General features: G+C 66.6%; 14 protein-coding genes. 11 read left to right on the top strand and 3 right to left on the bottom strand.

Going from position 1 to position 13,697, the window contains the following annotated elements:
- The first annotated feature begins 91 nt into the window (after positions 1-91).
- The 5 genes from BLQ73_RS05195 to BLQ73_RS05180 all read left to right on the top strand — a co-directional run bounded on the left by BLQ73_RS05195 (position 92) and on the right by BLQ73_RS05180 (position 5,555).
- Entirely contained in the window at positions 92-805 is a 714-nt protein-coding gene (locus BLQ73_RS05195; protein ID WP_093168819.1) for an SDR family oxidoreductase, read from the top strand.
- Positions 806-1,108: 303 nt separating this feature from the next.
- Positions 1,109-2,263 (top strand): pyridoxal phosphate-dependent aminotransferase, encoded by a 1,155-nt coding sequence (locus BLQ73_RS05190; RefSeq protein WP_275936261.1) that lies wholly within the window; start codon positions 1,109-1,111, stop codon positions 2,261-2,263.
- Positions 2,260-2,406: a Pycsar system effector family protein gene (locus BLQ73_RS35245; protein WP_476712860.1), complete on the top strand. Its 147-nt coding sequence runs from the start codon at positions 2,260-2,262 to the stop codon at positions 2,404-2,406. The genes BLQ73_RS05190 and BLQ73_RS35245 overlap by 4 nt, the downstream gene beginning before the upstream one ends.
- Before the next feature lie 126 nt (positions 2,407-2,532).
- Positions 2,533-3,219 carry a TenA family protein gene (locus BLQ73_RS05185; RefSeq protein ID WP_093168815.1) on the top strand — a complete coding sequence of 229 codons (687 nt, stop codon included), beginning with the start codon at positions 2,533-2,535 and terminating at the stop codon, positions 3,217-3,219.
- Between the two features lie 266 nt (positions 3,220-3,485).
- On the top strand, positions 3,486-5,555 hold the full coding sequence (locus BLQ73_RS05180) for an ABC transporter permease (RefSeq protein WP_143020131.1): 2,070 nt from the start codon (positions 3,486-3,488) through the stop codon (positions 5,553-5,555).
- Here BLQ73_RS05180 and BLQ73_RS05175 read toward each other — a convergent pair.
- The gene (locus BLQ73_RS05175) at positions 5,496-6,152 is read right to left on the bottom strand and encodes an AarF/ABC1/UbiB kinase family protein (RefSeq protein WP_176955284.1); all 657 of its coding nucleotides are present in this window, start codon (positions 6,150-6,152) and stop codon (positions 5,496-5,498) included. The genes BLQ73_RS05180 and BLQ73_RS05175 overlap by 60 nt on opposite strands.
- 92 nt (positions 6,153-6,244) lie before the next feature.
- Between BLQ73_RS05175 and BLQ73_RS05170 the strand changes: the two genes are divergently transcribed.
- The 4 genes from BLQ73_RS05170 (at position 6,245) to BLQ73_RS05160 (ending at position 9,223) form a co-directional block, all read left to right on the top strand.
- Positions 6,245-7,210: a GlxA family transcriptional regulator gene (locus tag BLQ73_RS05170; protein WP_093169245.1), complete on the top strand. Its 966-nt coding sequence runs from the start codon at positions 6,245-6,247 to the stop codon at positions 7,208-7,210.
- A 1-nt stretch (position 7,211) separates the two neighbouring features.
- Positions 7,212-7,838, top strand: coding sequence for a DJ-1/PfpI family protein (locus tag BLQ73_RS05165; protein ID WP_093168810.1), 627 nt, complete (start codon positions 7,212-7,214; stop codon positions 7,836-7,838).
- 1,041 nt (positions 7,839-8,879) lie between these two features.
- Complete coding sequence (locus BLQ73_RS32105; RefSeq protein ID WP_176955283.1) at positions 8,880-9,029, top strand: hypothetical protein; 150 nt, start codon at positions 8,880-8,882, stop codon at positions 9,027-9,029.
- The gene (locus BLQ73_RS05160) at positions 9,020-9,223 is read left to right on the top strand and encodes a hypothetical protein (protein WP_093168808.1); all 204 of its coding nucleotides are present in this window, start codon (positions 9,020-9,022) and stop codon (positions 9,221-9,223) included. The genes BLQ73_RS32105 and BLQ73_RS05160 overlap by 10 nt, the downstream gene beginning before the upstream one ends.
- 135 nt (positions 9,224-9,358) lie before the next feature.
- Here the strand turns inward: BLQ73_RS05160 and BLQ73_RS05155 are convergent, their stop codons facing one another.
- The gene (locus BLQ73_RS05155) at positions 9,359-9,814 is read right to left on the bottom strand and encodes a VOC family protein (RefSeq protein ID WP_093168806.1); all 456 of its coding nucleotides are present in this window, start codon (positions 9,812-9,814) and stop codon (positions 9,359-9,361) included.
- A 112-nt stretch (positions 9,815-9,926) separates the two neighbouring features.
- Here BLQ73_RS05155 and BLQ73_RS05150 point away from each other — a divergent pair, with 112 nt between their 5' ends.
- Both BLQ73_RS05150 and BLQ73_RS05145 read left to right on the top strand, forming a co-directional pair.
- On the top strand, positions 9,927-10,952 hold the full coding sequence (locus tag BLQ73_RS05150; RefSeq protein ID WP_093168805.1) for an aldo/keto reductase: 1,026 nt from the start codon (positions 9,927-9,929) through the stop codon (positions 10,950-10,952).
- A 100-nt stretch (positions 10,953-11,052) separates the two neighbouring features.
- Positions 11,053-11,520 carry a hypothetical protein gene (locus BLQ73_RS05145; RefSeq protein ID WP_093168803.1) on the top strand — a complete coding sequence of 156 codons (468 nt, stop codon included), beginning with the start codon at positions 11,053-11,055 and terminating at the stop codon, positions 11,518-11,520.
- On the opposite strand, the gene BLQ73_RS05140 is transcribed toward BLQ73_RS05145, so the two are convergent.
- Entirely contained in the window at positions 11,498-13,627 is a 2,130-nt protein-coding gene (locus tag BLQ73_RS05140; protein WP_143020129.1) for a hypothetical protein, read from the bottom strand. The genes BLQ73_RS05145 and BLQ73_RS05140 overlap by 23 nt on opposite strands.
- Between the last annotated feature and the right edge of the window lie 70 nt (positions 13,628-13,697).

Raw genomic sequence — 13,697 nt, 5'->3', positions numbered from 1 at the left:
CAGACTTGCCTTTGACGTCAACGTGAAGTCTTAGCGTAGCTGCCAGCAGGCGGATGCGAAGGCGTCCGCGACCGGAGCGAGGGGAAGCACCATGGATGTGACCGGCTCGATCGCGCTCGTCACTGGAGCTAATCGCGGTATCGGCCGCCGTTTTGTCGATGAACTGCTCGCGCGCGGGGCCGCGAAGGTCTACGCCACGTCGCGCCGCCCCGAGCAGGTCGAGATCTCCGATCCGCGGGTGGTGGCGCTGCGCCTCGACCTTCTCGACTCGCGGTCGGTGGCGGATGCGGCTGCCGCGGCGACCGATGTCACCCTGCTCGTCAACAACGCCGGGATCGCGACGGGGACGAACCTCCTGGCCGACGACCTCGACATGATGCGGCTTGAGCTGGACACGCATGTGTTCGGAACGCTTGGCGTGATCCGCGCGTTCGCTCCGATTCTCGCGTCGAACGGCGGCGGGGCGATTGTGAACATCCTGTCGGTGCTGTCGTGGTCCGCCTACGACGGGGCGAACGCCTACGCCGTGGCCAAGGCCGCCGAGTGGAACATGACGAACGGCCTGCGCCTCGAGCTCGCCGGGCAGAAGACGCTGGTGCAGGGCGTGCATCTGGGGTCGGCCGACACCGACATGATGGCCGACTACGACGTGCCGAAGATCGACCCCGCGGAGGTCGCGCGAGCCAGCCTCGACGGTGTGGAGTCCGGCGCGATCGAGGTGCTGGTCGATGACGCGAGCCGTTACGTTAAGGCGTCGCTCGCGGCGGACCCCGCGCAGTTCTACGCCCAGGCTTTGGCGGATTGACCGGGACCCACCGACCCGCCGACCCGCCGGTCCGCCGGTCCGCCGATTCGAAGGGCATCGGCGGCCGGTGACCCGCCCTGGCCATTGCGCCGCGCCCGCCTGGCGCACGGCCCCGCGACGCCCGGCGTTTACAGGGGGCGGCGAGGGGCCGGCGCATTTCCAGGAAATTTTTTCTAGCAACAGCCTTTCCCTGATATCTTCGTCGCTAATCCCTGCTAAATACTGCGACGAGTTAAGATACTCGACATGGAAATAGGCCAGTCTGAAAAGCTCGCAAACGTCTGCTACGATATCCGTGGCCCCGTGCTGAAACGGGCCATGGAGCTTGAGGCGCAGGGAAGAAAAATCCTTAAGCTGCACGTGGGCAACCCCGCACCTTTCGGGTTCGAAGCGCCCGAGGAGATCGTGCAGAACATGGTGAGGAATCTGCCTTTCGCTCACGGTTATGGTGATTCCAAGGGGCTTATCTCCTCCCGCCAGGCCATTGTGGAGCACTACGCCAGGAACGGGCTGGCGGGTGTGGAGGTCGAGGACGTCTACCTCGGCAACGGCGTTTCCGAGCTCATCGTGATGGCCGCGCAGGCGCTGCTGGACAACGGGGACGAGGTGCTGATCCCCGCGCCGGATTATCCGCTGTGGTCGGCGGCGGTGTCGCTGAGCGGCGGCACCCCGGTGCACTACGTGTGCGATGAGTCGGCCGACTGGCTTCCCGATCTCGACGACATCGAGTCCAGGATCACGAGCAGGACCAAGGCCCTGGTGATCATCAATCCCAACAATCCGACCGGGGCGGTCTACCCGGTCGACCTTCTGCGCGGGCTTCTCGATGTCGCCCGGCGTCACCGCCTGGTGGTGTTCGCCGATGAAATCTACGACCGGATCCTCTACGACGGCGCGGTGCACACCTCGATCGCCTCGCTGGCCTCCGATGTCCTCTGTCTGACGTTCTCCGGCCTGTCGAAGACCTACCGGGTGTGCGGCTACCGCTCGGGGTGGATGGCCATCACCGGCCCCAGGGAACGGGCGCAGTCCTACATCGAGGGCCTGGAGATCCTGGCCAACATGCGGCTGTGCGCCAATATGCCCGGGCAGTACGCGATTCAGGCGGCGCTCACCGGCGGGCAGAGCATCGATGCTCTGGTCCGCCCCGGAGGCCGGCTGTGGGAGCAGCGCAACCGCGCGTGGAAACTGCTCAACGAGATCCCGGGCGTGAGCTGCGTCAAACCCGCCGGCGCGCTGTATGTCTTCCCCCGTCTGGACCCCGAGGTCTACCGGATCAACAACGACGTCAAGTTCGTGCTCGACCTTCTGGAGAAGGAGCACATCCTCGTGGTGCAGGGCACCGGATTCAACTGGCCGACGCCCGATCATTTCCGTGTCGTCACACTGCAGAACGCCGACGACCTGGAGGAGGCCATCGGGCGCATGGGCTCTTTCCTCACCGCATATCACCAGTGAAGTCGGCAGAGCTGGAGCTGGCGGCGGATCACATCCTTGTCATGAGCAGGATCGTCTCTAGGAAATACCGCTTGATCCAGTGCGGCATCCGGCTGCTGTCCGCCTCGGTCGCGGCCTGGGTGGCGGCAGCGCTCATCGGTTAGGCCGCGGTGTGTCCGGGAAGGCGCCGTGATTATGCTCGCTGTGATCGGGAGAGCGGTCCGCCGGGCGGGTACGGCGCGGTTCGGCCGGTTGGCCGGGCGGGATCCGTGTGATTTTGGGGAGGGCGTGTGAGCGGTATTTCGTATGCGGTGTGGAGCGCTTCGGTGGCCGACCCCGCATTCAGTGAGTGGCTGCGTTCGGCGTGCGAGCCGGAGTGGACGGCGGTGGTGGAGCACCGGTTCGCGGAGGAGATCAACCGGGGCGAGGTCTCCGACGACAAGATGCGCAGGTATCTGGAGCAGGATTTCCAGTTCGTCGACAGTTTCACCGCGCTTCTCGGGGCCGCCGTCGCGAGCGCGGACTCGTTCGAGGCCCGCGTGCCGTTCAGCAGGTTTGTGGGGCAGATCGCGACGGACACCGAGCGCAGCTATTTCCACCGGGCGCTCGCGGAGCTCGGCGGGGAGCTGTCGCCGACGGTGCTTGAGCCGGTGACGCTGGATTTCCGGGCGTTGATGGACGAGGCGAGGACGAGTCAGAACTACGCTCTGATCGTCGCCGTGCTGTGTGTGGCGGAGTGGGTGTATCTCGGGTGGGCGAGCCGGGCGAAGCAGCCGCTCCCCGAGAACTTCCTCTACCGGGAGTGGATCGAGTTGCACGACGGTGAGGATTTCCGGGCCTGGGTGGGTTTCCTGCGGGGAGAGCTGGACCGGGTCGGTCCTGGTCTGGGCGTGGAGGAGCAGGGCCGGGTGCTCGATTTCTTCCAGCGGGCGACCCGATTGGAGCTTCGTTTCTTCGACATGGCGGACGCGCAGTAGGGCGGGCGTTCGCGCTCGTCCTCAAGAACGCGTTTCCCTCACGGCCGCCAAAAACCCGCGAATTACGCATTCATCATGCTTTCGGGCATCAATCCGCTAAGAGGTGCCACTAGTTTAAATCTCTACCACCTACCCATAGCCGGTCAATCGGGCAGCACGATGGGCGATATCCTTCTGTTTTGTGGCAAATCTTCCGCCAATGCCGCATGATATTCCCGGTCCGCCGTACTCGCTCACCGACAAAAACTCGATTGGCCCTCACCTCCGTGCCGCCTGACAGCCCCGAGAAAAACCGGGCGTTCCACGCGCCCGACGGTGACCGCGCCTACATCACCGCCGCGTACGGCACGGCCCTGCGCCTCTACCGGCCGCTCCTGGAGGCCGCGGTGATCACCCTGGCCCCCGGCCCGCTGGCCACGCTGGGCGTCATCCTCGCGATCGGCGACCGGGCCGTCATCGTGAACGGGGCCCCGAGCGTCGCCCCCGGCTCGTTCTGGGTCGGCGCGGCGTTCGCGGGGACGGGGCTGATCACGGTTCTGGGCGTGCTGGTGGGGCTGGTCGCGTGCTGCCGGGTGGTGCTTGAGGCGTTTCGGGGGCGCTCGCTGTGCGGCGGCCAGGCGGTGGCGGAGGTGCTGCGGCAGCCGGGGCCACTGGTGTTGCTGGTCCTTCAGGGGGTCGCGGTGTGCGCCGCAGTGGCGACGGGGGTCGGCCTATGGATTCTGTCGGGAATCGGCACGATGGTGCCGGTGCTGATCATCCTGGTCGGCCTGGTATTCATGATGTTCCCCCTGATTCTGGCCCTTCCCGCGCTCGCTGACCGCAGGCCGCCGGTCCGGACGGCCCGCGCGCTGGCGCGGATCGCATACGGCGACACGCTGGTGAACCTCGGGCTCGGAGTCATGGTGCTTCCCTCCGCGATCCCGCTCGCACTGTGGGGCCTGGGGAGGGTGCTGCCCGTCGGATCCGCGCTGCCCGCGATCGACGGGTTGTGCCTGGCCGCCACCGTGATGGCCGTCCCGTTCCAGGCTGCCACGCTCGCCGTTTTCTACCAGGCGCGCCGCACCTCCCGCCCCGCCCCCGTGCCGCCGGCGTCGGCCTGCGGGCCGGCGGTCGCCGTACTCGCGGCGCTGGTCGCCCTCCCCGGGGCGACGTACGGCACTGCCCTGATCGCCAACCCGACCCACCTGGTCGAGGTCGCCGATGTGGAATTGCCTCACATGTCCAGCCAGGACGGTGAGATGCCGGAGAAGACCCATCTGCTGTTCGGGCCGGACGGCCATCCCATCGTCGTGAGGGATAGTTTCCGCCCCGAACTGGCCTTTTGCGCGGACGCCGCGTGCTCGGACACCGCCGTGGTGACGGTGAAGGACTTCATCGAGGTCAACTCGGGATATGTGGCCATGCCCGATGGTTCGGTCACCGTGGCGGGGTGGGTGCTCGACCAGGAGGCGCTGCGGCTGACGTTGTTCTCCTGCCGGCCGGAAGGCTGCCGGCGGGTCTCAGGGGCCGCCTTGCGCGTGGCCTCCAAGGACGCGGCCTACGCGGTGCACACGGCGATCGCCCGGACCCCGCACGGGCTGGCCGTGGCGTCGCTCGCGGAGGACCCCTCCTCGCGGGGCAAGGGCCTGCTGCAGCTCACGCTCTGCGGCGATCCCCGGTGTTCGGCGAGCACCACTACGGCCGTCGCGACGGCCGAGTCGGACACCTACCGCGTCACCCTCGACAACCGCATGCTGGACATCGCCGTGTCGCCCGATGGGAGCCCGGTGATGGCGTTCGCGAGCCGGGAGTCGGACGTGGTGACCCTGGTGCTGTGCGAGTCGGCCGAGTGTACGGCGCCCGCCGTACGCACCTTCGACCGGCGGTTGCCGTCGAGTCGGGTGACACCGTGGCGGCAGAGCTCGATGCGCACGCATCTCATGGTGCGCCCGGACGGCCGCCCGGTGGTCGTGCACAGCGACACCTCCGACGACGACCAGGTCGTGACACGGATGATCTCCTGCACCTCGCGCACGTGCGAGGGGCCGCCGCGGTTCGAGGAGATACGCGAGCTGGTCGCCCTCGGGGTGCCCGGCATGGCGATGGACGCGCGGGGGAGGCCCATGCTGGCCGGTTACGACCGGGTGAGCGGGCGTCTCGCCGTACTGCGCTGTGAAGACGACCACTGTGCGCGCCGCCGGATGCGGCTTCTGCAGGACACCGAGGGTGTGAACACCGTGGAGTTCGCCATCGGCCCCGACGACAGGTCGCGGCTCATCTGGTATGGCGCGAACCGGTCAGCCGATGACTTCGCCCACCATCTCCTGACCTGCCTGACTCCCCGGTGCGGCGCCTGAACTCCCGGTGCACGTCGCCGCCCTAGTCGGGCGGATTTCTGAAGGCCAAGGCCAGGGAGCGCAGGCCGAGGATGAAGCCGACGAGCAGCAGGGTCCAGTCGACGAAGGCGTACAGGGCTGCTTGTCGATGGTGGCGAAGACCTGGCCGAGGGGGCGTCCGAGTGAGCGCTCGATGGCGGGCTGGATGCGCTCCCACGGCTCGGGGTCGGCCTTGGTCTGGAGGGTGGAGAGCTGCTCGATGAAGGCGGCGGGGATCAGGTCGGGGCGGGTGGAGAGCATCTGGCCGAGTTTGACGAACGTGACTCCGCCCTCGTTCAGGGCGTCGCGCAGCGAACGCGCGGTCTTGGACGCGTTCTCGTGGGTGTTGAGCCGTCGCCGTCCGCGTATGTAGCCGCCGAGGCCGTGTTTGACGGCGATGGCCACGATCCGGCTGTAGCGCTTGGAGCGCCTGCGGCGCGCCTTCCATCCGGTGACCCACGTTGCGGGGCGCGGCAGCGTGCCGGTGGGCACGAGCACTTCGAGGGCGACGAGGGCGGTGACGCCGAGCACGAAGACCCACACGCCGACTACACGCCCCCTGACGTGCACATATGCCACGATCTTGAAAACTCCGGCCGATGCGATCTTGGCAGGATTTGCGATGACCGTGTCCTGGACGCCATGAGCGACCGGTCACGATGATGGGAACCATGAGTCAGCGGGTTGTCATCGTGGTCTTCGACGGCTTCCAGCTTCTCGACATGGCCGGTCCGGTGGACGTGTTCAACGCGGCGCGCCACCTTGTGCGGCCGCCGTGCTACGAGGTGGTGCCGACGGCTCTGCGGGCGGGAACCGTACGCACGGGTGACGGGATCTCGGTCGTGGTGGAGACAGCGTTGGACGACATCGAAGGGCCGATCGACACGCTGGTCGTGGCGGGGGGCTTCGACGTGGCGGAACATTTGGCGGACGCCGCCCTACTGGACGGTGTGGCGAGGCTCTCGCGCATGGCCCGGCGCACCGCGTCGGTGTGTTCGGGGGCGTTCGTGCTGGCGGAGGCGGGGCTGCTCGACGGCAAGCGGGCGACGACGCACTGGCTGCTGCTCGACGAGCTGCGGCGGCGCTTCCCGTCCGTCACGGTGGAACGCGACGCGCTCTACGTCAACGATGGTGGGATGTGGTCCTCGGCGGGCGTGACCGCCGGTGTGGACCTCGCGCTGGCGCTCGTCGCCGAGGACCACGGCCACAGCCTGGCCGGCGACATCGCGCGCGGCCTCGTGGTCTATCTGCACCGGCCGGGCGGCCAGAGCCAGTTCAGCCGGGTGCTGAGCGTCAGAACCCCGCAGAGCGCAGCGCTGCGGGAGCTCCAGGTGTGGATCGACAGCCATCCCGACGACGACCTCAGCGTCCCTGCCCTCGCCAGGCGGGCCAACATGAGCGAACGGCACTTCTCACGCGTGTTCACCGACCAGGTCGGGGTGCCGCCGGGAAGGTATGTCGAGCTGAGCCGTACCGACGCGGCGCAGCGGCTGCTGGAGCGTACGGATGACTCCCTGGCGAGCGTGGCCAGACAGGTCGGCCTCGGCCTGCCTCAGACACTCCACCGGGTCTTCGTCCGCCACCTACATGTCAGCCCGAGTGACTACCGTCGCCGGTTTCGAACAAAGGACATATGACGTGCACATCGCCATTCCGCTATTTCCAGCTTTCACGGCGCTCGACGTGGTCGGCCCCTACACGGGGCTGGCCTTCGCACCGGGATTCACCACCACGTTCGTGTCAGACCGCCCCGGCCCGGTGACCGACGACCAGGGCGCGCTCACCCTGACGGCCACGGCGTCCTACGACGAGGTGCCCCGGCCCGACATCATCATCGTGCCCGGCGGGCCGGGCACGACGGACGCGCTGTCCGACGACGGGTTGCTCAATTGGATCAAGCGCGCGCACGAGCACACGGCGTGGACCACATCAGTGTGCACGGGCTCGCTTCTCCTCGGGGCCGCCGGGGCACTCCGGGGCCTGCGGGCGACCACGCACTGGAGCCTGCTGGAGCAGTTGGAGCACTACGGGGCCCGACCGTGTGAGGAGCGCGTGGTCATCGAGGGCAAGGTGGCGACGGCGGCGGGCGTGTCGGCCGGCCTCGACATGGCGCTCACGCTCCTGGCAAGGATACGGGGCGAGGATACCGCGCAGCTTGTGCAGTTGGTGATCGAATACGATCCCGAGCCGCCGTTCCGGGCCGGTTCCACAAAGACCGCCCCTCCGGAGCTGGTGGAGCGAGCGCGCGAGCTGCTCAGCTCCTGAAGCGGCACCGCCGACCAGGCCGACAATGGGGAGAGCCCCGGCCGCGAGTGGGCCGGGGCTCCGCAATCGTGCCCATAGAAAGATGGGCACGGTCCGCTCTGTCCTCGCGCCCCCACGTGTCGGGGCGCGGAGCGGTTCTCCCGCTTCGGCCGCATCAAGGGAAGGTTGGGTTGGGCTGATACGGCAGGTCAGAGGGGGAAGGACCTTCCCACGGGAGACGAGCAGTTCCGTCCTACACGGTGGGTCCAGGCCCATTGCCCACCTGTGCTGAAGCGGGCATCTCAGCCCGAACTCACTGACCGGTTGAAGACTGCTCAGGTAAACCCTACCGGGATCATCGGGACCTACCGGCCAGTAACCGTAACCATGAAATAACGCCCCACTATCGGCCCGGTCTCATACATATCCGGACCTGGTCAGATTTGCGGGGGCGCGAACCATATGTGCCCCGACAGACAGAGGCCGGTCCGGCGTGGGTGCGATCCCACGGTGCCGGACCGGCCGCATTGCCCCTACATGCCGCAACGAGACTGGGCGACATCCGCCGGATCGGTTGCGAATGCCTCCCCCTTGGGCGCGGACAAGTTGTCTCATTTGTAGGGACAATTGACTCTAGACCCTACCGTTTCGGATGACCAGAACCATCCACCTTTGGTGACATATTGCGATTCGTTCGGTCCAGATGATCTTTGCGCTGTGTGAGGGGACGTCGCGCAGTCGGACAGGACTTACCTGACACTTACCGGACATGGATGGACCTGGGCTGGTATGCCGCTGCCTGGATTCCGATCTTGCTGCGCCGGGCGTACGGTTGACACAACGTCCCGGCTACAAGCCGCCCAGTTCACTCCCATTGGACCGTGTTGGACCGTGTTGGACCGTGTTGGACCGCACTGAGCACACACCATGCCCAACCATGCACCGTGCCCAACGCCCAACAAGGTCCTCCCCGCCGTGGACGACCGCACGAGGACCCGACCCGCCTAACCGCAAACCGGTCGCCACGCCTCGAAGCATGGCACCACGGATGTGGAGGAATCCATGGACAAGCCCCCACCGGACTGCGGGCACTGCGCCGGAAGCGGCAAGATCACCTATGAACGTCCAAAGCGCCAGGAAGACGGCTCGGTGACCTGGGTGAAGTCCGTGGAGAACTGCCACGTGTGCGGCGGGAGCGGGAAGTGCAAATAGCCGATGGCGCACACCACTGCGAGCTCCCCTGCCGATGGTGCGGCGGCAGCACGGTGTGGACGCCAGAGAAACCGCACGTGCGCGAATCCGGCGAGGTCGTCTTCATCCGCGTCACCGAAGAATGCCGCATGTGCCTCGGCACCGGCGAGTGCATGCACGCCCACCCCGGAGACCCCCTCGAAGCCCCCACCTGACACCTACGTCCATAGGCACATGCGGCACAGCCCGCCCACAGGCACATGCGGCACAGCCGGTCCACCGGGAATCGGCTGGCCAAAAACGCGGTGAACGCAGGCAGCGATCAGCTCACGGCCGACCACCCCACCGGATCAGTCGGCCCAGAGGGTGCGGACCTCTTCGAAGACCTGCTGGTTGTGTGAGATTTCCACGACATTGCCGTCGGGGTCCTTCAAAGCACAGATGTAGCCGACCGGCGGCGGCAGCTCCATCGGCTCCCAGTGCAGGCAGCCCATCTCACGCGCCTCCGCCGCGATCCGGTCCACGTCCTCGCGGTTCGGCACCTCCATCCCGAGATGGGCGAAAGGAGTGAGCTGCGGCTGCTTCTTGCCCTTGTCCTTGGCGAACTCCACCAGCACCAGCACGAAAGGCGTCTCCACCTGCTTGTCGTTGGACAGCCAGACGTTGCGCCCGTCCTTGTCCTCATGCGTAGACACGACGACCAGCGGCGTCATCGTGGTGTAGAACTCGATCGCCTCGTCGAGGTCGCAACTGGGCAGCGCGACGTGCGTCCAGCGCGCCTCGGTCAACTTCTTCTCCAACCCCATTCCCGCTCCTCCAACCTCCCGGTGACTACCTCCGTCCTGACCTTTCCCTCCCCGGCGCCCTTCCTCCCACGCGGATGCGGCAGACCGCTCCGGCGCTGACAGGATCAGGCACATGGAATACCGAACCCTTGGCCGCACCGGAATCCGAGTCAGCCCCCTCTGCCTCGGCACGATGATGTTCGGAGCGTGGGGCAACACCGACCACGACGAATGCGAACGCATCGTTCACACCGCCGTCGACGCCGGCGTCAACTTCATCGACACCGCCGACGTATACGCCTTCGGCGAGAGCGAGGAGATCCTCGGCCGCGCCATCAAAGGCCGCCGCGACGACCTCGTCATCGCCACCAAGGTCAACGGTGCCATGGGCGACTCCCCCAACCGGCGGGGCAACTCACGCCGCTGGATCACACGCGCCGTCGAAGACAGCCTCCGCCGCCTCGACACCGACTGGATCGACCTCTACCAGCTGCACCGGCCCGACCCGCACACCCCCATCGAAGAAACCCTGAGCGCACTCACCGACCTCGTGCGGCAGGGCAAGATCCGGGCCTTCGGCACCTCGTCCTTCCCCTCCGAAGACGTCGTTGAAGCCCAGTGGGCCGCCGAACGCCGCAACCTCGAACGCCCCGCCACGGAACAGCTCTCCTACTCCATCCTCGCCCGGCACGCCGAAGGCAACGTCCTCCCCCTCGCCGAACGCCACAACCTCGGCATCATGGCGTGGAGCCCCCTCAACGGCGGCTGGCTCACCGGCAAATACCACCGCGACACACCCCCGCCCGCCGACTCCCGCGCCACACGTAACGCCGACCACTTCGACTACGCCGACGACCCCGTCCGTGCCCGCAAACTCGACCTCGTCGACCGGCTCACCGCCATCGCCGACCAGGCCGGCCTCCCCCTCATCCAGCTCGCCCTCGGCTTCGTGCTCTCCCACCGCGCCGTCACCTCCGCCGTCATCGGCCCCCGCACCCACGCCCAGCTCGTCGGCCAACTGCAGGCCCATGCCGTACGGCTCCCGCCCGACGTCCTCGACGCCATCGACGCCGTCGTCCCACCCGGCACCGTCGTCAGCCCCGACGACATCGGCCGCACCCACCCCGCCCTGGCCGACCCCGCCCTCCGCCGCCGCTGACACGCCATCGGCCACCCGGGCCGCCCCGCACCTTGAAGACCGGAGACGTTCTCATGGACGATAGAGATCGTCCGCCGTCCCGACCTTCCGAGGACCCACGATGCCCCGCAGCATTCCCGTACGGCTCGGCGCAATTCTTCTGGCCGGCGGCCTCACCCTCACCGCCTGCGGCGCGGACGACCCCACCTCCGCCACAGCCGGCACCGCCCTCAAAGACCAGGTCATGACCCTCCTGAAAGAACGCGGCGCACTCAACGTCAAGGTCACCGACCCCGGCGGCAAGGACATCCCCTGCGGCGACGACCGCGCCAAACAAACCTTCAGCGCCACCGGCGAGGACGCAAGTAGCAGGCAGTCGCCCGGAATGCTCAACGAACTGCTTCTTGGTTCTATGAGCCGCGTGGCACCACACCGCACAACAAAATGGAATCGGGTGAGCTCGGACCTGATCTATATCTCCGTGGCCATCGACCCGACGAAAACGACCCTCAAATTCGATTCCTCAACACCAGGACGCTACGTGGTGAACGGGGAGACCGAATGCCTCACTCCAGCTCCGGATCTCTGACATAGCCAAGAGCTCGACGCATTCCAGGATCTCTGCGCGCTTCGAACGCGTCTGCCATGTCTCGCGAAAGCCTTCCGAGGGCCAACGCGTCGTTCGTGCCCAGCCCGTTGTCAACATGCCATTGATCGAGGGCCTTCAAGCCGGCCCTGCCATGCTTCTTCACGATCTCATTAAAGGGCAGGAGTCGGCCGTCCTTATCGGCTATCAACGCCTCTGCATCATTGGATGCCTGCCCAGGTCCGACTCTCGGCATAAATCCAAGAGCCATGAGACGATCAGCAGTCCAATGCTGTCGCCCTAGGACCTGTATGTCCTCCAATTTCCTGACCTCCTTGATCGCATCATCATGTTCAGCTCTCCCGTAGGCGTCGACAGCGGACACTCCAGTGCTCAAAACTGTCCAGGTCGCTGCAGAGGCCAGCGAAGCCGGTAGGAGCAGGCCTGCCAAGCCCATGGCCGCCCCTATACCAATACTCTCAGCCTTAAATATCGCCTCATCAGCATCTATATCCGGATTCAGCTCATGTTGAATTGCGGCCAACTCGAAACCCCTGACGTTTCCAAGAGCAATAAAGAGACTGCTCATCACACGGGCATCTCCTTGTGCCTTAGCCAATCTGGCTGTCTCGGGGAGGAGTCGTTCCGCCAGTTGTCCCATGCCGGCCTCGAAGGGGAGGCGCCACTCCTCACGCCCCGCAAAGGTCTTCATGAAGAGGAACGTCTCCTCCGGGCTGATGCGGAATGACCCGACCAGCCCCGGCACTTTCACCAGGTCGGCGCGCTCCGGTGAGCCCACGAAGGCGCTCGGCTGGGTGAGGTCGGAGTCCCCCATGTCGGCCCCTAGGGTGAGCTCGGGGGCGTATGAACCGGCGATCTCCGAGAGGTGTGTCCGGGTCCCGTCCGCCGGTTTGAGCTCGTCGAACGTGGTCATCACCGTGAAGGCGAAGAAGGCGGCGTTCTTGCTGTGCTCGCCCTGCCGTTCGTCGTAGGCTCCGGCTGCGGCGGCGAGCATCTGGCCGAAGGCGTTCGCCACGCCGGGGGTGCCGAGTGGTTTGCCGGGGACGCCCTCGTTTTCCTTCACCCAGGCGTTCAACTGCTTGAGGTAGTTTGCCAGGTCGGGCAGGTGGCGCCACTTCTGCGGGGAGCCGGGCAGGTTCCCGAATGGGGTCTTAACGTTGAATGTTCCGAGGGCGAGCGCGGGTTTGTCCGCGTGTCCGGGGAGTTTGCGGGGGCTGAGGCCGGTGACCGCGCCGAGGGCGAGGCGGGCGGCGGCGGGGTTGTTGCCGAGCGCCGTGAGGATGGACCGCAGGGTTTCGCCGGCGGCGGGTCCCTTGTCGAGGTCCAGCATGGGCACGGCGACACGGGCCAGCCATTCGGCGGGGTAGGTACCGGAGGTGAGCAGGGGCGCGATGGATACCAGTTCTGCCCCTTTGGCCTGTTCGATCCTTTTCCTGATCGCGGAGAAGCCGGGGACGCTGCCGCCGCCGGAGATCGCGCCGGCGAGCGCCGTACCGAGGATGGGCACCATGGTGTCTTCGCCGCGGAAACGGTTGATCTGGTCGGCGAGGGGCTTCAGCCCGTCGGGGCCGACGGCGGCGAAGAATGCGGCGGTGAAGTCGGCGTCGTGGCGGTGGCGGCCCAGTTCTTCGATGACGTCTCGCATCTTCTGGCCGGCGTTGGGGTCCAGGTGGAAGGTCTTGAGGTCGATGGCGGTAAACCGTTTGGCGAGTTCCGCGCCTTGACGCTGCGCCTCGCCGGGCGGGAGCAGAATGGTTTCCTCAAAAGGCGTCAATCCACCGTGTAACAGCGCAACCGGGGACGTAATAGTCTGCAGGCGTTGGCGGAGTTTGGGAATCTCGTCCTCCAGCCAGCCGCTGACCTCCCTGGCCGCGGCGAGCCTGTCCGCAGGCAGGCCGGCCGCGCTGAGCTCGCGCCGAATCCCCTCGGTCTCCTCGGCCACCACCCTCGCGGCCCGCTCAAGCTCCTCAATGAACCTCTTCATCAACGCCGGATCCATCCCACTGAACTCCGAGGGAATTCTCGGCCCGCTTCCCGGCGGCACCTCCGGCGGATTCCCCATTTCCTCCCCACCTCCCGGAATCATCATGGCGGGAGGGAATGCCTGGACACCAGTCTCAAGGCAAGGGAATTCCGGCCGGCAAAGCCTGCCGATGCAC

The organism is Sinosporangium album (genome assembly GCF_900100605.1).
GTDB classification, from domain to species: Bacteria; Actinomycetota; Actinomycetes; order Streptosporangiales; family Streptosporangiaceae; genus Sinosporangium; species Sinosporangium album.
This window is presented reverse-complemented; position numbering and strand designations above follow the sequence as displayed.